The sequence below is a fragment of the Propionibacterium australiense genome, from assembly GCF_003666605.1.
Classification (GTDB): Bacteria; Actinomycetota; Actinomycetes; order Propionibacteriales; family Propionibacteriaceae; genus Propionibacterium; species Propionibacterium australiense.
The window spans coordinates 377,847-395,986 of the sequence record NZ_RCIV01000002.1; the positions used below are offsets into that span (position 1 = coordinate 377,847).

At 67.7% G+C, this 18,140-nt stretch carries 17 protein-coding genes and 1 other RNA gene; 8 read left to right on the top strand and 10 right to left on the bottom strand.

The window, feature by feature from the left end:
• Nucleotides 1–148: 148 nt before the first annotated feature.
• Complete coding sequence (locus D9T14_RS03725; RefSeq protein ID WP_119160801.1) at nucleotides 149–1,963, top strand: BCCT family transporter; 1,815 nt, start codon at nucleotides 149–151, stop codon at nucleotides 1,961–1,963.
• Between the two features lie 247 nt (nucleotides 1,964–2,210).
• On the opposite strand, the gene ssrA is transcribed toward D9T14_RS03725, so the two are convergent.
• The 10 genes from ssrA to prfB all read right to left on the bottom strand — a co-directional run bounded on the left by ssrA (nucleotide 2,211) and on the right by prfB (nucleotide 11,312).
• Nucleotides 2,211–2,579, bottom strand: a transfer-messenger RNA (tmRNA) gene (gene ssrA, locus D9T14_RS03730).
• 90 nt (nucleotides 2,580–2,669) lie between these two features.
• Nucleotides 2,670–3,104 (bottom strand): excalibur calcium-binding domain-containing protein, encoded by a 435-nt coding sequence (locus D9T14_RS13840; RefSeq protein ID WP_119160802.1) that lies wholly within the window; start codon nucleotides 3,102–3,104, stop codon nucleotides 2,670–2,672.
• 232 nt (nucleotides 3,105–3,336) lie between these two features.
• Entirely contained in the window at nucleotides 3,337–3,636 is a 300-nt protein-coding gene (locus tag D9T14_RS03740; RefSeq protein WP_119160803.1) for a PfkB family carbohydrate kinase, read from the bottom strand.
• Nucleotides 3,575–3,757 (bottom strand): hypothetical protein, encoded by a 183-nt coding sequence (locus tag D9T14_RS13580; RefSeq protein WP_170175685.1) that lies wholly within the window; start codon nucleotides 3,755–3,757, stop codon nucleotides 3,575–3,577. The genes D9T14_RS03740 and D9T14_RS13580 overlap by 62 nt, the downstream gene beginning before the upstream one ends.
• Nucleotides 3,758–3,825: 68 nt before the next feature.
• The gene (locus tag D9T14_RS03745) at nucleotides 3,826–5,775 is read right to left on the bottom strand and encodes a DUF2207 domain-containing protein (RefSeq protein ID WP_119160804.1); all 1,950 of its coding nucleotides are present in this window, start codon (nucleotides 5,773–5,775) and stop codon (nucleotides 3,826–3,828) included.
• Nucleotides 5,776–5,807: 32 nt separating this feature from the next.
• A complete protein-coding gene (locus D9T14_RS03750) occupies nucleotides 5,808–7,730 on the bottom strand; it encodes a DUF2207 domain-containing protein (RefSeq protein WP_119160805.1) in 1,923 nt (640 codons plus the stop codon).
• A 23-nt stretch (nucleotides 7,731–7,753) separates the two neighbouring features.
• A complete protein-coding gene (smpB, locus tag D9T14_RS03755) occupies nucleotides 7,754–8,233 on the bottom strand; it encodes an SsrA-binding protein SmpB (protein ID WP_119160806.1) in 480 nt (159 codons plus the stop codon).
• A 158-nt stretch (nucleotides 8,234–8,391) separates the two neighbouring features.
• Entirely contained in the window at nucleotides 8,392–9,309 is a 918-nt protein-coding gene (gene ftsX, locus D9T14_RS03760; protein WP_220451968.1) for a permease-like cell division protein FtsX, read from the bottom strand.
• A 48-nt stretch (nucleotides 9,310–9,357) separates the two neighbouring features.
• Entirely contained in the window at nucleotides 9,358–10,044 is a 687-nt protein-coding gene (gene ftsE, locus D9T14_RS03765; RefSeq protein ID WP_119160807.1) for a cell division ATP-binding protein FtsE, read from the bottom strand.
• Between the two features lie 149 nt (nucleotides 10,045–10,193).
• Nucleotides 10,194–11,312: a peptide chain release factor 2 gene (gene prfB, locus D9T14_RS03770; RefSeq protein ID WP_119160808.1), complete on the bottom strand. Its 1,119-nt coding sequence runs from the start codon at nucleotides 11,310–11,312 to the stop codon at nucleotides 10,194–10,196.
• Nucleotides 11,313–11,647: 335 nt separating this feature from the next.
• Between prfB and D9T14_RS03775 the strand changes: the two genes are divergently transcribed.
• The 7 genes from D9T14_RS03775 to D9T14_RS03805 all read left to right on the top strand — a co-directional run bounded on the left by D9T14_RS03775 (nucleotide 11,648) and on the right by D9T14_RS03805 (nucleotide 18,094).
• Nucleotides 11,648–12,544 carry a transporter substrate-binding domain-containing protein gene (locus D9T14_RS03775; RefSeq protein ID WP_126464215.1) on the top strand — a complete coding sequence of 299 codons (897 nt, stop codon included), beginning with the start codon at nucleotides 11,648–11,650 and terminating at the stop codon, nucleotides 12,542–12,544.
• Between the two features lie 185 nt (nucleotides 12,545–12,729).
• Nucleotides 12,730–13,536: an amino acid ABC transporter permease gene (locus D9T14_RS03780; RefSeq protein ID WP_374955771.1), complete on the top strand. Its 807-nt coding sequence runs from the start codon at nucleotides 12,730–12,732 to the stop codon at nucleotides 13,534–13,536.
• Nucleotides 13,537–13,552: 16 nt separating this feature from the next.
• Nucleotides 13,553–14,320: an amino acid ABC transporter ATP-binding protein gene (locus D9T14_RS03785; protein ID WP_147383045.1), complete on the top strand. Its 768-nt coding sequence runs from the start codon at nucleotides 13,553–13,555 to the stop codon at nucleotides 14,318–14,320.
• A gap of 645 nt (nucleotides 14,321–14,965) precedes the next feature.
• Complete coding sequence (locus D9T14_RS03790; protein WP_119160895.1) at nucleotides 14,966–15,778, top strand: ABC transporter ATP-binding protein; 813 nt, start codon at nucleotides 14,966–14,968, stop codon at nucleotides 15,776–15,778.
• The gene (locus D9T14_RS03795; protein WP_119160811.1) at nucleotides 15,775–16,440 is read left to right on the top strand and encodes an ABC transporter permease; all 666 of its coding nucleotides are present in this window, start codon (nucleotides 15,775–15,777) and stop codon (nucleotides 16,438–16,440) included. The genes D9T14_RS03790 and D9T14_RS03795 overlap by 4 nt, the downstream gene beginning before the upstream one ends.
• A complete protein-coding gene (locus D9T14_RS03800) occupies nucleotides 16,437–17,198 on the top strand; it encodes an ABC transporter permease (RefSeq protein WP_119160812.1) in 762 nt (253 codons plus the stop codon). The genes D9T14_RS03795 and D9T14_RS03800 overlap by 4 nt, the downstream gene beginning before the upstream one ends.
• On the top strand, nucleotides 17,153–18,094 hold the full coding sequence (locus D9T14_RS03805) for an ABC transporter substrate-binding protein (RefSeq protein ID WP_119160813.1): 942 nt from the start codon (nucleotides 17,153–17,155) through the stop codon (nucleotides 18,092–18,094). The genes D9T14_RS03800 and D9T14_RS03805 overlap by 46 nt, the downstream gene beginning before the upstream one ends.
• Nucleotides 18,095–18,140 lie beyond the last annotated feature (46 nt).

Sequence of the window (18,140 nt, forward strand, 5' to 3'; positions counted from 1 at the left end):
GGACACAGGCAATTGGGTAGGTTGATAAGCATGTCCGCGGGCGTATGTGCGCCTGCTGTGAGAGAACGGAGACCGCGTGGCGAGCGAGAACCAGGCGCCGGAGGGCGCCGACATAACCGACATAACAGCCGAATCCGTAACCGAATCCATGTCAGCGACCGAGCAGCTGTCTTCACTGCTGCAGGCGGGTGAACCGGCCCCCACCGACGAGTCCGTCGAGCTGGCCGCTGAGAATGACAACGCACCTGTTGACTGGTGGCTGGTCGCACCGGCCATGGTGGTCGTCGCCGGTATCGTGGTGTGGGGCCTGACCTCAAAGGGCACATTCAAGGCATTCGCCGACACCGCATTGGCCTTCATCGTCGAGAACTTCGGCTGGGCATTCATCCTGTGCGGCACCGTCGCCGTGTTCTTCGTCGTCGTGATCGCCGTATCGAACTTCGGCAGGATCCGGCTGGGCGCCGATGGCGAGGAGCCCGAGTTCCGGACCTCGAGTTGGATCGCCATGATGTTCGCCGCCGGCATGGGCATCGGGCTCATGTTCTACGGCGCCTCGGAACCCCTGACCTTCTACCGTCAAGGGGTTCCCGGCTATGAGGCGCACGACGTCGGCACGGCGATGGCCACCGCCATGTTCCACTGGACCCTGCATCCGTGGGCGATCTACGCGATCGTCGGCATGGCCATCGCCTACTCGACGTTCCGCGTGGGCCGCAAGCAGCTGATCTCATCGACCTTCGTCCCCCTCATCGGCGAGAGACGGGCCGCCGGCCCGCTCGGGCGGTTCATCGACATCCTGGCCGTCATCGCCACGATCTTCGGCACTGCGTGCTCGCTGGGCATCGGCGCCACGCAGATCAGTGCTGGACTTCAGGCCTCCGGCATCATCGAGAACCCCAGCACGGCGACTGTCACGACCATCGTCCTTATCCTCACCCTCGCCTTCATCGTGTCGGCCATGTCCGGGGTGAGCCGGGGAATTCAGTACCTGTCCAACACCAACATGACGCTGGCAGCGCTGCTGGCGATCTTCGTGTTCGTCCTCGGCCCGACGGTCGCCATCCTCGACCTCATTCCCTCCTCGATCGGCAGCTATCTGAACTCCTTCTTCGAGATGGCCGGCCGCAGCGCCATCTCGGCCGATGGCACCGCCGGCAGCTGGCTGAGCACGTGGACGATCTTCTACTGGGCCTGGTGGATCTCGTGGTCGCCGTTCGTCGGCATGTTCCTGGCACGGATCTCCCGCGGCCGGACGATTCGCCAGTTCTGCATCGGCGTCATGTTCGTCCCAGCCGGCCTGTCAACCGTGTGGTTCGCGATCTTCGGCGGTACCGCCATCCACTTCGAGCAGAACGGCAACTCGATCTGGGGCGACGGAAACGCGGAGTCGCAGCTGTTCACTCTGCTCCACCAGATGCCCGGCGGCGCGATAGCCGGTTATGTGGCGATGCTCCTGCTCGCCACGTTCTTCATCACCTCGGCGGACTCGGCGTCGACCGTCATGGGCTCGATGTCACAGAACGGGCTGGCCACCGCGAAACCCTCCCTGTCCGCGGCATGGGGCGCACTCACCGCCCTCATCGGCCTGATGCTCCTGCTGTCGGGCGAGAGCAGCACCGACCGCAGCGCCCTGTCGAACCTGCAGAATGTGACGATCATCGCCGCGAGCCCGTTCCTGCTCATCGTGATCGTCCTCATGTTCGCTCTGGTCAAGGGCCTGCGCAATGACACGATCTACTTGGAGTACCGTGAGCACCAGCGCTTCGCCCGCAAGCTCGCCCACGAACGGCGCCTGCACCGCGAGGAGATGGAGCGCAAGATCAGGGCCCGGCGCTACCGGGCAGCGGTGGCGGCGATGACCCCCCGCCGCGAGCACGGGCCCCACGGCGAGCAGAAGCACCGCGAACACAAGAAACCCCGCGGCGCGGCTCCTGGTCAGACCGACACCAGACAGCGGCCCTGAGCCGAGCCGGTCGTCGCAGGACCGGACGCCTGCGTGACGACCGGTCCGCTCTGACTGTGCGGCGTCCTGAGCGGGCGCCGCACAGTCTTTTTTCGTCGAGGCAGCTCGTTGCCCATCGGCGGGCACGGCACAGCGAGTCGACATCGCTACCCATGTACGCTGCGAGACCAGCCGCCCAACCGAGATCATTCGGATCCCCTCGTGAGCGAGAAAAACCCCGCCCGGGCAAGGGGCAGGGTTTTCCAGGTGGTGGAGGTGGCGGGAATCGAACCCGCGTCCTGACGAGGCGAACCAGGTCTTCTCCGGGCGCAGCCGGCTGTGACGGTCTGCTCGGCCCCCGCACTCACGCCGGCGAGTTGCGGCCAGGCCCAGTCCGGGTGAAGTCCCCAGCGGTCCCCCGGACACGAACCACTGAGCAAGCCTTCTGAATGAGGCCAGGGACCGGGCGGAAGGCTACACCCGGGCTGACCCTTCGATCACTGATCAGGCAGCGAGAGCGAAGTCAGTGCGATTGGTATCGGCACTTGTTGGTTCCCAGAGGACATTAACGAGTTGACTCTGGATTCTCGGCCCGCTTCCCCTGGAGCTACCACTCCAGTCGAAACCGATCACCCCCTGTTGAGTTGTCACCCGACCTGCGCACGGCGAACCGGCGAGGCGGGATCGTGCCTCAAGGCTACCCGCTCAGAGCCGTGAACCGAATCACTCACTCGCAGGCGATGCCGTCGCCGTCCCGGTCGAGCGCCGACCGGTAGCCGGGGTCACCGCGGAACAGCGGGGCCGCCCCGGCGGCTCGTGCCGTGCTGCAGTTCCGGTAGTAGGCGTAGCCGCTGTCGCCCTGCGGGGCCGCGTCGTCGCTGTAGTCCTGATCCGTCTCCATGCCGGAGCCGGCGTACTCGACCGGCACGGTGACGGTCGCCGTCACCTGCTCGGTCACTGTGACGGTCGGCGCTGGGCTGGGGGTCTGGCGAGGCGTCACTGTCGTCGTGCTCGTGGCCGTGGTCACGGTGACCGCGGACACGGTGACGGTCGGCTCTGTCACCGTCGAGACGCGCACCTGTTCTCCCACCACGCCCAGGGCCATGCTGCTCAGGCCGACGACGATGACCCAGCCGAGTGGATGACGGCGAAGAGAACTCATACAGACTCGCTTTCCGCTTCCGGTCGCCATGGCGGTCCGGCCGGTCCTGCCATCGTCGGCCAGCACGGTTCCGGACGAGGAGGGCGCCAGGATGCGGGCATGAGCGATTCACCACGACACCGCTCACCGATCACGAACATTCCCGTCCCGACGGGTGGCCACCCACCACAACCGCCAAGAGGAACTATAGGGGAAATAGGGGTAATTCTGGATATCTCGTCAAGGACGATCGTCAGTTGCTCGTGGCAGACCTGATCGGTGCGGTAGCAGGGCCCTCGATGGTGACGGAGATGCCCGCAGCATCATGGGCGGCTGCCAGCGCCTCCTCGGGACCGGAACCCTCGGCCAGGCCGGTGGCGGGCACCCCGGTGTGGGTGTTCCCCGGCCCGGTCATGTCGACCGCCTCGACGGCGTCGACCGGGACCGCGACGAAACCGTCCAGTTCTCCACCGCTCGCCGTGCAGCCTCGCTCACCGGCCCGGACCGACGGGCATGGTCGTGTCCCGGAACCGCAGGCGCCGGCGCACGGCACGGTGAAGGTCCGCGCCCGACAGCTCGGCGTCGGCGATGAGCAGCGCCTCGCGACTGCTGACCGTCAGCACGTCGAGCACGCCGACGAGGGCCCGCATGGTCGGCGCGGGGATGTCCAGCACGAGCGGGCCCGGGTCTCGATACGGCCGACGCCGCTGGGCGTCCGTTCACTCACCCGGCACGATCCCTCTCACCAGCTGCTGGCACCGCCGCCACCGCCGCCACCGCCGGAGAAGCCGCCGCCACCGCTGAAAGCGGAACCGCCGCTCGAGCCGAATCCACCGCCGGAGCCGCCACCGCTGGACGATGGGACGGGACTGGCGCCGGTGTTCATGGAGTGCACCATGGAGCCGACGAAGTAGCCGTAGTGGAAGGAGTATGGGTCGCCGTAGTACCAGGACGGCGGCGTCGAGGGGATGCGTCCGGTTGCGACGAGCTGCTGGCAGATGGTGGACCAGCGGTCGGTGAGGTCGAAGGCGATCGCCCAGGGCAGGTACTGGCTGAAGATGTCCTGGCCCTCCTCGAACTGGATCTGGTCGGCCTCGGCGGTGGACAGGTACTCGTAGAAGCCGTCGACCTGGTCGGTGAAGGCCCGGCCGAGGGCCGTGCGCTGGCCGCGCCGCTGGATCAGCCAGGCCCCGACGCCGAAGATGACGGCTGCGAAGATCAGCCCGACGAGGACGCCGACGCCCGGCCCTCCGGTCTTGAACATGCTCAGCAGCCCGGACATCACGATCCCGAACGCGCCCATGCCCCAGATGAGGAAGAAGACCGCGTACAGGAGCGCACGGATCGGGATGTTGGAGTCCCCTCCCCCGACCTTTCCGGTGTGCTTCATGAGGCCGAGGCTCGTCGCCGAGTCGTTCACCTGGCGGCTCAGTTCCTCGCTGGCCTCGAGCAGTTTCCCGGGCTTGTGCAGGGCCACCTCGTAGCCCGGCGGGGCGCCGGACAGGCCGTAGTCACTGAAGACGTCGCGCAGGAAGCGCTGTTCGAACGGCTGGGTGGCGCGGGAGGCGTCCACGAGCCGCGCGTACGTCTTCTTGCCGTCGTCCTCGGCGCGCAGCTGGATGGCGCCTCGGACGGCCAGGTCGATGAGGACGGCGGAGGTCTCGCGCACGCCGATCTGCCCGTCGATGAGCAGGCCGCCGACCGGGACCGGCAGGTCGGGCGGGGTCACCCGTACCGGGATGGTGTCGCGGTCGGCCTTCGTGTCGGCACGCACCCGGACGGTCTCGGGACTGGTCGGCACCGTGCCGGGCGGGATGCCGTCGAACCGCTCATCACGGCGGCGACGACGGTAGGCCGCCAGCCCGCCGGCGGCGGCGAGCGTGCCGGCGCCGCCCACACCGAGGCCGGCCCGCAGCGCCTTCGTGGTGTTCGACACCGCGGCGTTCTCGAGATGGGGCTGGTTGTCGCTGATCAGGCCCGCGGTGATCTGGACGGAGATCGTCATCATCTCGCCCTTGGCCTTGTCGCGCTGGGTGAAGACGGCCTTGCCGCCGGTGATGGTCGAGCTGGTGCACTCGTCGGTGGATCCGGCCCGGCCCGCGTAGCAGCGGGTGTCCTGCGCGCCGCCGGGCACGTCGACGGTGACGGTGAGCAGATCGGTCGCCGGGGTCTCGGTGCCGACGACGTCCCAGTAGAGCTCGTCGTAGTCGCCCGAGCTGCGCAGCGCCCCCGAGACCGTGTAGTCGATCGTGTAGGTCGCGGTGGCCGTGGTGATGCGCTTGTTGGCGTCGCCGATCTTGATCGTCTCCTGGCAGTCCCGCGGATCGTCCTCCTCGCAGCTGGTGCTCGTGGTGAACGCCGCCGAGGCGTCGGGGCTCGACACGGAGATGTCGGAGATCTCGTAGACGGCGTCCTTCTTGTCGTTCTTGTTCCCGTAGGGCTCGCGGGTGGGCAGGGTGCGGATGATGCCGTGCCGGCCCGAGCTCGAGCCGAAACGCCACACGAGCGTCTCGGACACGTGCAGCAGGCCGCTCGTGTCCACGGTGTAGGTGACCTTCCACGAGTCGACGCTGTCGGCCGTCTGGGCCTGCGCGACGCCGGGCACGAGCAGCCCGGCGAGCACGAGCACCAGCGCGGCGAGGGACGTGCCGAAGCGCCGCCTGGCGGTGGTACCTGTGGGGAAATGGCTCATCTCATCGCTCCTGTCCTTCTCGTCCGGTGTGCTCACCAGCCACGCGCTCCGCCGCCGCCACCGCCCCGGCCGGCCCGGCCGCCGCCGCGGAACGAGGAGCCGCGGCTCGTGCCACCGCCCCGGCCACTACCGTATCCGGTGCCGCTTCTCGTGTAGCCGGTCCTGTTGACCCGTCCCACCGAGCGGGCGAACGTGGTCCGGCTGAAGCCGGCCGGGTTGCCGTAGTACCAGGACGGGACGGCGGGTGCGATGCGGCCGGTGTCGACGAGTCGTTCGCAGATCTGGGCCCAGCGGTCGGTCAGGTCGAAGACGATCGCCCAGGGCAGGTACTGGCCGAAGATGTCCTGGCCCTCCTCGAACCGGATCTGGTCGGCCTCGGCCGTGCCGAGGTACTCCCGGAAGCCCTCCGCCTGGTCGGTGAGTGCACTGCCCAGCGCGGTGCGCTGGCCGCGCCGACTCACCACCTTGCGTCCGATGAGGTACACGACTGCCAGTGGCACGACGGCGCTGCCGACCAGGAACGGATAGCGCAGACCGGGCAGGACCGTGAGCACATTCATACCCTGGAACAGCGCCACCCCGAGGATCCACTGCAGGCACATGACGCACACCATCACGGCGGCGGCGATGGCGATGTCGGTGCGGCCGGTCTCCCCGACGACCCCGGCGTGCTTAAGCAGGCCCAGTGTCCTCGCCCTGCCCGCCACGGACAAGGAGAGCCTCTTGTTGGCCGCCTCGAGCTGGCCGCTCTCGTCGAGGCGCTTCTCGAACACCCATCGAGGATCGGTCGTCTGGGCTGCCGTGCCGAAGACGTCGGCGACGAGTTGGCGCTCGTAGTCCTCGCGCAGCAGGCCGGGGTTGACCAGTCTGGCACGGATCCCATCGTCGCTGCGCAACTGGAGGACACCGCGCACGGCCAGGTCGACGATCGTCGCCGTCGTCTCGCGCGCGCCCACGCGACCGTCGATGAGCAGTCCCGCCATGGCGACCGGCATCTGCGGCGGAGCGAACTGGACCGGTATCACGGCGCTCCTCGCCCGCCGGGACAGCTTCTCGGTGGCTGCCCGCTCGGGGGCCTCGGGTATCGCGCCGGGCGCGGCGCCGGTGAACCGTTCGTCACGGCGCTTGCGCGCGAAGCCGTACACGCCGAGTGCCCCCAGTACCGAGGAGAGTGTGCCCGCCAGGGCCATCTGCCATCCGGTCCTCGTGGCCGTGCTCACCGCGGCCTTCTCCAGGTGGGGCTGGTTGTCGCTGACCCGACCGGGGGCGATCATCACGCCGATGGTGAGGTTCTCGCCGGAGGCCTTGGCCCGGTGGGTGAAACGCGCGGTGCCGTTGCTGATCGTCGCCGCGTCGCAGGCATCGGCCGAGCCAATCGGTCCGGCGAAGCAGACGACCTGCTGGGCGCCGCCTGGCACGTCCACGTTCACCCGCAGGTCGTTCACCGGTGGCGTGTCCGGGCCGAGGGCGTCCCAGTAGAGCTCGTCGTAGTCACCGGATGTGCGCAGTGCCCCGGCGACGGTGTAGCTGATCGTGTAGGTGGCGGTCGCCGAGGTGATCCGTTTGGCGCGGTCGCCGATGGTGACGACCAGGTGGCGGGTCCGCTCGCCCTCACGCTCGCCGCTCGTCCTCGTCGTGAACCGGGCGGAGGCGTCCGGACTCGACACGGCGATGTCGCTGATCTCGTAGACGACGTCCTGCTTGCCGTCCTCGCCCCAGGGCTCGCGGACGAGCAGGTCACGTTCGATGCCGTGACGTCCCGAGCCGGAGCCGAAGCGCCATACGAGCGTCTCGGAGACGTGCAGCAGCCCGTCCGGGTCGACCGTGTAGTCGATCCGCCAGGAGTCGACCCGGTCGCTGGTGTCGGCCACGGCGGCCTGCGGCGCCGACCACGAGGCAACGAGGACGAGCAGTCCGAGGACGAACACGACCAGCGCCTTGGGAGTCCTCCGCATGGCGCTACCAGCCGGCCGGCGGCTCACCGTTTCCTTCGGGTGCGCTCGGCGAGTTCGCGCTGGGCCTCGCGGTTCATGTCGCGCTCCCGGATGGCCTGGCGCTTGTCCCACTCGCGCTTGCCAGTGCCGACGGCGAGTTCGACCTTGGCCCGCCCGTCCTTGAAGTAGAGGGACAGCGGGACGAGGGTGCGGCCCGGGGCGTCCAGCTGGCGCTCGAGGCGTGCGATCTCCTTGCGGTGCAGCAGGAGCTTGCGTTTGCGCAGTGCCGTGTGGCTGCGCCGCCAGCTGCCCATCGAGTACTCGGGGATGTTCGCCTGGTGCAACCAGACCTCGCCGTCGTCGATGGTGGCGAAGGCATCGGCGAGCGAGGCGTGCCCGTCGCGCAGCGACTTGACCTCGGTGCCGGTGAGCACCAGGCCTGCCTCCAGGCGTTCGCCGATCGTGTAGTCGTGCAGGGCTCGCCGGTTGCGGGCGACGACCCTCTCACCAGTCTCGCGCGGCATCCTCACTCCCTCCACCGTCGTCGTGCAGTGTCCGAGCCGTGCCGACCAGAGCCGCCCGGAAACTGGGGTCAACCTTACAGGGACAGCACGGGCCGTGGTCCGCGCCGTGAGACCGATCCGGCCGGTCCCTGACGGATCGGGACACGGACCGGCCGGGATCAGACGCGCAGGTACTTGCGGGTGACCACGAGCGTCGGGACGATCGACAGCACCACGCCGACGACCAGGACGACGAGCATCGCCTGGAGGGTCTGGGTCCAGCCGATCCAGCCGAATGAGGACAGGGTCAGGTGTGAGCTGAGGGCGTCCACGACGAAGGACTGCAGACCGGCCATGACACCGCACGCCAGGAGCGAGCCGATCACGCCGGAGAACAGGGCCTCCAGGAGGAAGGGCAGCAGGATGTAGCTGGTCGACGCGCCGGTCAGGCGCATGATGCCGATCTCGCGGCGGCGCGTGAAGGCCGACATGCGGATCGAGTTGGCGATCTGCAGGCTGCCGGCGAGCAGCAGCACGCAGGCGATGCCCATGGTCCCCCACTTGAGCGCGTTGATGACGCGGAAGAACGGATCGAGGATCGTGTGCAGGTCCTGGACGTTCTGCACGCCCTCCAGCACCGAGAGTTCGGAGATGACGCCCTGGTACTCCTGGGGGTCCTTGAGCTTGACCCGGAAGACCTCCTGCATCTGCTCGACGGTCAGCGAGTCCCCGACCGGGTTGTCGCCGTAGGTGGCGCGGAACTCCTCGTAGGCCTCCTGCTTGGTCTGGTAGTAGATGGTCTCGACATTGGGGTCCGCCTCGAGGACCGAACGGATGGCCTCACGCTGCTCGTCGGTGACGTTCTGGCCCTCGGTGCAATTCCCGCCGAGGCCATTGGCGGCGGAGTCCTGGTTGCACAGGAAGGCCGAGATCTCGATCCGGTCGTACCAGTCGCCCTTGAGCTCGTCGACCTCGGCGATGATCATCAGGCTCGCCCCGAACAGGGCGAGCGAGACCCACATCGTGATGATGACCGAGATGGTCATCGACATGTTGCGACGCAGACCCGACCAGGTCTCACGCAGGGTGTGACGCATCGATGGACTCCTGTTCTGTCTGTGCGAGTGGCTGTGTCCTCGTGAGGGTCATGCGGTGCCGTAGGCGCCGGTGGCCTGGTCGCGGACGACCCTGCCGGCGTCGAGCTCGATGACGCGCCGGCGCATCTGGTCGACGATCGTCGCGTCGTGGGTGGCCATGAGCACCGTGGTGCCGCGACGATGAATGCGGTCGAGCAGTTTCATGATGCCGACGCTGGTGGCCGGATCGAGGTTGCCGGTGGGCTCGTCGGCGGTGAGGACGAGTGGGTCGTTGACAACGGCGCGGGCGATCGCCACCCGCTGCTGCTCGCCGCCGGAGAGTTCCTCGGGCAGGCGGTCTCCCTTGGTGGACAGGCCGACCAGGTCGAGGGTGGCGGGCACCCGCTCACGGATCTCCGTGCTGGACCGGCCGATCACCTGCAGGGCGAAGGCGACGTTCTCGTACACCGTCTTGCCGGGCAGCAGCCGGAAGTCCTGGAAGATCATGCCCACCTTGCGGCGCAGTCTCGGCACCCGGAACTGGCCGAGCCTACCGACGTCCTGCCCGTCGACGAGGACGCGACCCGAGTCTGCGCGCAGCTCGCGGGTGATGAGACGCAGGAAGGTGGACTTTCCCGAGCCCGAGACGCCGACGAGGAAGGCGAACTCGCCCTTGTCGATGTGCACGTCGACGCCGGAGAGCGCGGGGGCGGTCTGGTTCGGGTAGACCTTCGTGACGTTGTCGAATGTGATCACAGCTGTTTCCTGCCGGGTGGACGAAGGGGGAAGCGCCGGCCGGCCACTGGTGGCCGCCACCGGTCGCCCACGAGTCTAGGTGGCGACCCGAGACGACGTCCTGACTCGGCTCCCGGCGTGTCTCGGCACCGGCTCATCCGGCGGGGCGATCAGGCCCCCTGCTCGGCCTGGCGACGCCAGCGGATGCCGGAGTCGATGAAGGCGTCGATGTCCCCGTCGAAGACGGCGTCGGGGTTGCCGGACTCGTGGTTGGTACGCAGGTCCTTGACCATCTGGTAGGGGTGCAGCACGTAGGTGCGCATCTGCGAGCCCCACGAGTTCCCCTCCGATTTCAGGGCGTTCATCTTGGCCTCGCGCTCGGCACGGGCCTTCTCGAGCAGCTTGGCCTGGAGCACCCGCAGGCAGGCGGCCTTGTTCTGGATCTGGGAGCGCTCGTTCTGGCAGCTCACCACGATGCCGGTGGGCAGGTGGGTGACGCGCACCGCCGAGTCGGTGGTGTTGACGCCCTGACCGCCGGGGCCGGAGGCGTGGAAGACGTCGACGCGGATGTCCTGCTCGGGAATGTCGATGTGGTCGGTCTCCTCGACGACGGGCAGCACCTCGACGCCGGCGAAGCTCGTCTGGCGGCGGCCCTGGTTGTCGAAGGGGCTGATGCGCACCAGACGGTGCGTGCCCTGCTCGACGGAGAGGGTTCCGTAGGCGTAGGGGCACTTCACGGTGAAGGTCGCCGACTTGATGCCGGCCTCCTCGGCGTAGCTGACGTCGTAGACCTCGTAGGAGTAGCCGTGACGTTCGCACCAGCGCTCGTACATGCGCAGCAGCATGGCGGCGAAGTCGGCGGCGTCGACACCGCCCGCCTCGGAGCGGATCGTCACGAGGGCGTCCCGTTCGTCGTACTCGCCGGACAGCAGGGTACGCACCTCGAGGGCCTCGATCTCCTCGGACAGGGCCTCGATCTCCCTGGCCGCCTCGTCGGCGGTGTCGCCGTCCTGCTCCTCGGCCGCGAGCTCGACGAGCACCTGCGCGTCGTCGAGGCGACCGCGCAGCCCCTCGACGCGCTCGACGTCGGACTGCAGGCGTGAGAGCCTGCTGGTCACCTGCTGGGCGTGCTCCTGGTCGCTCCACAGATCGGGCGCGGCGGACTCCACCTCGAGTTCGGCGATCTGCTCCTTCTTGGCGGGCACGTCGATGACGGCCTCGATCGACGTGAGCGAGGCGTCGAGCCGTGCGATCCGTTCTCTCAATTCATCCAGGGCCACGTCGAACAAGTCTACGGCACCACCAAGCACTCCCCCGGGGACACGGCCGGTCAGCCGGTGACCGAGCACCTGCCCGTCCCGGCCGGCTCTCAGGAGATCCCCCAGGCGCTCCCGGTGGGGCGACGACGATCTGCTGAGCCGTCTGCGGCGGGGAGTCACCTGCCATCCTGCCCGGCGGACTGCGCACCGTCGTCGCCCCGGCCGGGAGCCGACATCGACCGGCAGCGACCGGGTCACATCGGCGACCATGAGTTGATAATTATTGACTATTGCGCATAATTAATGGGTGCTTCAGGGCCCCAGGATCCTGGAGCCTCGTCTCGGAGCAACGTGAAGGAGGGTTCGTGCGTGCACGAGGAGCGATCGCCGCGCTGGCAGCGGCGTGCGCGGTGTCACTGACCGCCTGCCAATCGGCCGAGGAGGTCATTGCCGAGTACAGCCGCACCGATGTCGCGGGCTACGACACGTCGACCGTGCAGGTCGACCCGCAGGTCCAGGCCCTCGTCCCCGAGACGGTCTCGGCCGACGGGATGCTGACCATCGGTTCGAACCTGTACTGGGCCCCGGCCGAGTTCCAGGTGGGCGGCACGCCGGTCGGCTACGAGATCGACATGATGAGGGCCGTCGCGCGGCGCATGGGGCTGGAGCTGAGCGTCGAGAACGCCGAGTTCGACTCGATCATGCCGGCCATCGGCACCAAGTACGAGGCCGGCGCCTCGTCGTTCACGATCACGGCCGAGCGCGAGGCCAACTTCAACATGATCCAGTTCTACTTCGGCGGCATCGCCTGGGCCACCCAGTCCGGTAACCCGACCGGGTTCGACCCGTCCGACATCTGCGGCCGTTCGATCGGCGTGCAGACCGGGACGATGGAGGACGATGCGGTCAACGAGATGGCCAAGAAATGCGACGTCCAGCCCTCCGTCCTGCGCTACGACAGCCAGGACGCCGTCACGCAGGCCCTGACCGGCGGGAAGATCGAGGCCATGTCGTCGGACTCCCCCGTCATCGACTACGCGGTCGCCAAGACCGACGGCGCGATCGCCACGGTCGGCGAGGTCACCGCGATGGCCCCGTTCGGCGTCGTCGTCCGCAAGGACGACCAGGCCATGACAGATGCGATGCAGGCCGCCCTGCAGTCCCTCATGGACGACGGCACGCTGGAGCAGATCTTCGCGGCGTGGGGAATCACCGAGAACATCGCCGAGCAGGCGATCGTGAACCCGGAGGTCGACGAATGAGCACCGAGTCACCCGGCACCGCAGTGAACGCCCCGGCCATGGACGAGCCGCCGGAGCTGATCCGCGCGATCCCGCTGCCCCACTACGGACGCTGGGCCACCGTCGCGGTCCTCGCCGTCCTGGCCGCCATGGCCGTCCACGGCCTGGTCACCAACGAGAACTACCACTGGGACCTCGTGTTCCCCATGCTGTTCACCTACGAGATCGGCAGGGCCATCGGCTGGACACTGATCCTGACCGTCGCCGCCATGGCGATCGGCATCGTCCTCGCCGTGACGCTGGCCGTCATGCGTCGCAGCGACAACCCGGTGATGCGCGCGGTGGCAACCTTCTACATCTGGTTCTTCCGCGGAACCCCGATCTACACCCAGCTGATCTTCTGGGGCCTGATCGGCGTGCTCTACCCACGGCTGAGCCTGGGCATCCCGTTCGGCCCGGAGTTCTTCAGTTTCCGCACCTACGACGTCTTCACCGCCGGTGTCGCGGCGATCCTGGGGTTGGGGCTGAACGAGGCCGCCTATCTCGCCGAGATCGTCCGCTCGGGACTGGGGTCGGTCGACAAGGGCCAGGTGGAGGCCGCTCAGGCGCTCGGCATGGGCCCGCGCACGATCCTGTTCCGCATCGTGCTGCCTCAGGCCATGCGCGTCATCGTCCCGCCGACCGGCAACGAGACGATCTCGATGCTGAAGACCACCTCCCTGGTGACGGCCGTTCCCTTCACCCTGGAACTCACCAAGGTCGCCACCGACTACGGCTCCCAGACGCTGCTGCCGATCCCCTTCCTCGTGGTCGCCGGCATCTGGTACCTGGTCATCACCTCGATCCTCATGTTCTTCCAGTCGAAGATCGAGGCCTACTACGGCCGCGGCGACTCCAAGGCCCCGGCCCGGTTGTCGCGCCGCAGTAGGCACAGGCAGCGCACATCACGTCAGGCCGCCATCAACGCGGCACACACGACCCCGGACGCGACGGCGGCAGAGTGGACCCCGTGAGGAGCAGGACATGGCAATGGTTGAGGTGCGCAATGTGCACAAGTTCTATGGCGATCTGCACGTCCTGCGGGGCGTGAGCCTTCAGGTCGAACGCGGCCAGGTCTGCACGATCCTCGGTCCGTCCGGCTCGGGCAAGTCGACGCTGCTGCGGTGCGTCAACGTGCTCGAGGAGATCCAGTCCGGCTCCATCACGGTTGACGGCACGCTCATGGGCTACGCGAAGGACGACCAGGGCAGGCTGCACGAGCTGCGCCCCAGGCAGCTGGCGGCCCAGCGGTCGAGGATCGGCATGGTCTTCCAGCGCTTCAATCTCTTCCCGCACATGTCCGCCCTGGGCAATGTCATGACCGCGCCGGTGCTGGTGGCGGGCAAGCCGAAGGAAGTGGCCAGGACGCAGGCCATGGAACTGCTGGCGCGCGTCGGCCTTGCCGACCGGGCCCATCACTTCCCGGCCCAGCTGTCCGGCGGCCAGCAGCAGCGGGTGGCGATCGCCCGCGCGCTGGCCATGGAGCCCGATCTGATGCTCTTCGACGAACCGACCAGCGCCCTCGACCCTGAGCTGGTCGGTGAGGTGCTGGCGGTCATGCAGGACCTGGCCGCCTCGGGCATGACGATGATGGTCGTCACCCACGAGATGGGCTTCGCCCGCGAGGTCTCGGACCTGGCCGTCTTCATGGACGAGGGTGTCATTGTCGAGGCGGGCTCCCCCGCCGAACTCTTCGACAACCCGCAGCAGGACCGCACCAGGGAGTTCCTGCAGAAGGTGCTCAGCCACACCGAGTGAGCGCACCAGGAGACCCGTGGACGCCGCGATCCGGTGATGTCCTGGTGGGGGGTGGGGGCCTCGGAGCGCGCGTGGAGCACGAGGCCAGCGTGACGATGATCACCACCCGATCTACCCCACCGGCCTGTCGCACAGTCAGCGGACGCTCCGGTCTCCCGCTTCGCGGGCGAGCACCCTCCACTCCCGATGAGTGCCTCATTCGGTTCCTGCCGGGACTCATGACGTCGTAGGGGTGAAGCGTCCCGGGAAGCCGCACGACACGCCCAGGACAGCGACGCGAACAGCGGCGAGTATTGCCCTTGCCACTGGGCTGAATTGTTCGTGCAAGTCCGAAATCAGCAGTCCAGATTCCGTCAGCGCACAGGGGAGCGCCACACCGGCCCTGCGGACAGTATCGGCACTGGGCACTCGCTCTCGGCGGAGCGTGAGTGCCGCCACAATACTTGATCATTCATGTAATATGCTCACCGCTGATCGTACGGGCATACCCCAAAGCTGCACGCCCCATTCATCGCAGTTCTCACCTGTGCGCTCAGTTTCTCAGTCATAAACCCGGCACTGCACTCATTGAGAGTGACAGTCATTTCGTTGGAGAAGCACGTCAGCTCGACCCTTACGTCGGATCGAGCGCGGGAAAGCGGCAATGTGATCGAGTTCGAGCAAGTGACGAAGACCTATCCCGATGGCCCAGTCGCCGTGGAAGGATTCTCCCTAGTGGTGCCCTCACACCACACGGTGGCGTTGGTCGGCTCGTCGGGCTCAGGGAAGACGACCCTGCTGCGGATGGTGAATCGGATGGTTGAGCCGACGTCCGGGCGGGTGCTGATCGACGGGCACGACGTACAGGACCGTAATCCGGTCGAGCTGCGCCGCTCCATCGGGTACGTGCTTCAGGCCGGTGGACTGCTGCCGCACCGCACCGTGCTCGACAACGTCGCCACCGTCCTGCGCCTCAACCATGTCCCTCGCCATACCGCTCGCGCCCGAGCGGCAGAGATGCTGGAAAGAGTCGGGCTGGATCCCACCCTTGGCTCCCGCTATCCGGGACAGCTCTCGGGCGGACAGCAGCAGCGTGTCGGAGTCGCCCGCGCGTTGCTGCCGGACCCGAACATCCTGCTGATGGACGAACCCTTCGGGGCGGTCGACCCCATCGTGCGACGTGAACTACAGGACGAGCTGACCCGGCTGCAGACGGAATTGGGCAAGACGATCGTATTCGTCACCCACGACGTCGACGAGGCGTTCCGGCTCGGCGACGAAGTGGTCGTGCTGCGGGAGCGAGGCATGATTGCCCAACAAGGAGCCCCCGCCGAGATCCTCGCCGCGCCCGCGGACCAGTTCGTGCATGATTTCGTCGGTGCCGGACGAGCAGAACGTATCTTGCACACGCAGACCGTCGACGGTCGACGAATCGCCGTGGACGAGACCGGGATACCTGTTGGAGTACTGACGGCATGACCTGGTTTTTCCTGAACTGGTCGATGGTGCTCGAGCTGGCCCGCGACCATCTGCTGCTGAGCGTCCCGCCCATCGTGCTGAGCGCCGTGATCGCCGTCCCCCTGGGACGCCTGGCATACCGGCGCCCTCGGATCGGCGGGCCGCTGCTGGGGGCGGCATCGCTGCTCTACGCGATCCCGGCGCTGCCACTGCTCATCGTCATCCCCGTGCTACTGGGCACCCCGCTGCGCTCGGCAGCGACGATGATCGCCGCACTGACCGTCTATGGCGTCGCGCTACTGGTGCGGACCGCCGCCGACGCCTTCACCGCGGTCGATGCCCGCACCCGCGACGCCGCAGTCGCTGTCGGGCACTCGCCCCGGGCGGTGTTCTGGCAGGTCGATCTTCCTCTGGCGGTTCCAGTGCTGCTCTCCGGGGTGCGCGTGGTCACCGTTTCCACGATCGGGCTGGTCACCATCGGAGCGCTCATCGGGGTACCGAGCCTGGGAACTCTGCTCACCGACGGCTTCCAGCGAAGCATCCCCGCCGAGGTCCTCGCCGGGGTGATTGCGACCGTGCTGCTGGCCCTTCTGCTCGATGGGGTGCTCCTGCTCCTCGGTCGCGTCGTCTCACCCTGGACACGTGCCCCTCGACCGACCCGAAGCAGGACGGTGACCTCATGAACCTGCTCTCAGACGCACTGGCCTGGCTGATCGATCCGGCGAACTGGACCGGGCCGAGCGGAATCCCCACCAGAGCCGGGCAGCACCTCGCGATCACCGCGCTCACGATCCTCCTGGCTGGACTCATCGCCTGGCCCGCGGGAGTGCTCATCGGACACAGCCGACGCGGTTCGGGGATCATCGGCGCACTCACCGGCGCCGCACGGGCGATCCCGACGCTCGGCCTGCTCACCCTGTTCGGCCTCGCTCTGGGCATCGGCCTGGAGGCCCCCCTGCTGGCGCTCATCGTGCTGGCGATCCCGTCGCTGCTCGCCGGCGCCTACGCCGGTATCCAGGCCATCGACCCCGCCATCGCCGCAGCGGCTCGTGCGATCGGGATGAGCCCGGCTCAGGTGATTCTCACCGTCGAGATACCCCTGGCTCTGCCGGTCATCATAGGCGGGCTGCGGTCAGCGACACTGCAGGTCGTCGCGACTGCGACACTGGCCGCCTATATCGCCGACATCGGACTGGGCCGTTATCTGTTCACGGGACTCAAGTCCCGTGACTACTCCGAGATGCTTGGCGGCGCGCTCGCTGTCGTCGTCCTCACCCTGATCCTGGACGTCGCGCTGGCCGGATGCCAGAGACTCGCCACGCGCCGCATCATCGATCCCGCTCCGAGGGCTCGACTCTCCACAACCAGAACCACCGGGAAGAACAGGAACCACCCATGCCCAACCGCGCCATCTCCCGTCGCCTCATCCTCACGGGACTGACCGCCCTTGCCACCGCTGGTGCGCTCAATCTGACAGGCTGCACCCGCAGCGACCCGCTCAATCAGGCCGCCGGTAAGGGTTCCGGTTCTGCATCGTCGAAGACGATCGTCATCGGCTCGCAGGACTACTACTCGAGTGAGATCATTGCCGAGATCTACGCCCAAGCCCTCGAAGGCGCCGGCCGCACCGTCGATCGGCAGTTCCGCATCGGCCAGCGCGAGGCCTATCTCCCGGAAATCGAGGCAGGCGCGATCGACCTGTTCCCCGAGTACACCGGCCCGCTGCTCCAGTACTGGAAGCCCGACGCCGGCTCCCGGCTGCCGGATGACGTGTATGCCGAGTTGTCCGAGACGACACCGGATGGCCTGCGCGTCCTCGACCAGTCGCCCGCAACGGACCAGAACGCCTACACCGTGACCCGGGAGTTCGCCGACAGGTGGAGGCTGACCACGCTCGGCGATCTCTCGAACGTCACCGTTCCACTCACGCTCGGCGCCAACTCCGAGGGCGAACACCGTCCCTATGGCCCCGCAGGGCTGGCCGAGACCTACGGCGTGAATGTCGCCTTCACCCCCATCGAGGACGGTGGCGGCCCGCTGACCGTCAAGGCGCTCAAGGACGGCGACATCCAGTTCGCCATCATCTACACCGCGGACCCCTCCATCACCGAGAACGAGCTCGTCTCCTTGGAGGACACCAAGGGCCTGTTCCTCGCCTCCCATGTCGTGCCCCTCGCCAGTGGCAACGTGGACGACTCCGCCGCCGCGATCATCAACAAGATCAGCGCTGCGATGAGCCCCGAGGACCTCATCGCGCTCAACGCCCGCAGTGTCCGGGAGGAGCTCCCCGCGGCCACCATCGCCGCGCAGTGGCTCGCGCAGCAGAATCTCGGCTGAACGATGGCGGGCCGAGACGAGCGCAGCGGGCGCCCTGCCCCGCACC

Coding starts and splice junctions, on each gene's coding strand:
- ftsX (WP_220451968.1), bottom strand. CDS start 9,309: ATGCGTCACACCCTGCGTGAGACCTGGTCGGGTCTGCGTCGCAACATG.
- smpB (WP_119160806.1), bottom strand. CDS start 8,233: ATGCCGCGCGAGACTGGTGAGAGGGTCGTCGCCCGCAACCGGCGAGCC.
- D9T14_RS03745 (WP_119160804.1), bottom strand. CDS start 5,775: ATGAGCCATTTCCCCACAGGTACCACCGCCAGGCGGCGCTTCGGCACG.
- D9T14_RS03725 (WP_119160801.1), top strand. CDS start 149: ATGTCAGCGACCGAGCAGCTGTCTTCACTGCTGCAGGCGGGTGAACCG.
- D9T14_RS03785 (WP_147383045.1), top strand. CDS start 13,553: ATGGTTGAGGTGCGCAATGTGCACAAGTTCTATGGCGATCTGCACGTC.
- D9T14_RS03795 (WP_119160811.1), top strand. CDS start 15,775: ATGACCTGGTTTTTCCTGAACTGGTCGATGGTGCTCGAGCTGGCCCGC.
- D9T14_RS03750 (WP_119160805.1), bottom strand. CDS start 7,730: ATGCGGAGGACTCCCAAGGCGCTGGTCGTGTTCGTCCTCGGACTGCTC.
- D9T14_RS03780 (WP_374955771.1), top strand. CDS start 12,730: ATGCTGTTCACCTACGAGATCGGCAGGGCCATCGGCTGGACACTGATC.
- D9T14_RS03800 (WP_119160812.1), top strand. CDS start 16,437: ATGAACCTGCTCTCAGACGCACTGGCCTGGCTGATCGATCCGGCGAAC.
- D9T14_RS13840 (WP_119160802.1), bottom strand. CDS start 3,104: ATGAGTTCTCTTCGCCGTCATCCACTCGGCTGGGTCATCGTCGTCGGC.
- D9T14_RS03805 (WP_119160813.1), top strand. CDS start 17,153: ATGCCCAACCGCGCCATCTCCCGTCGCCTCATCCTCACGGGACTGACC.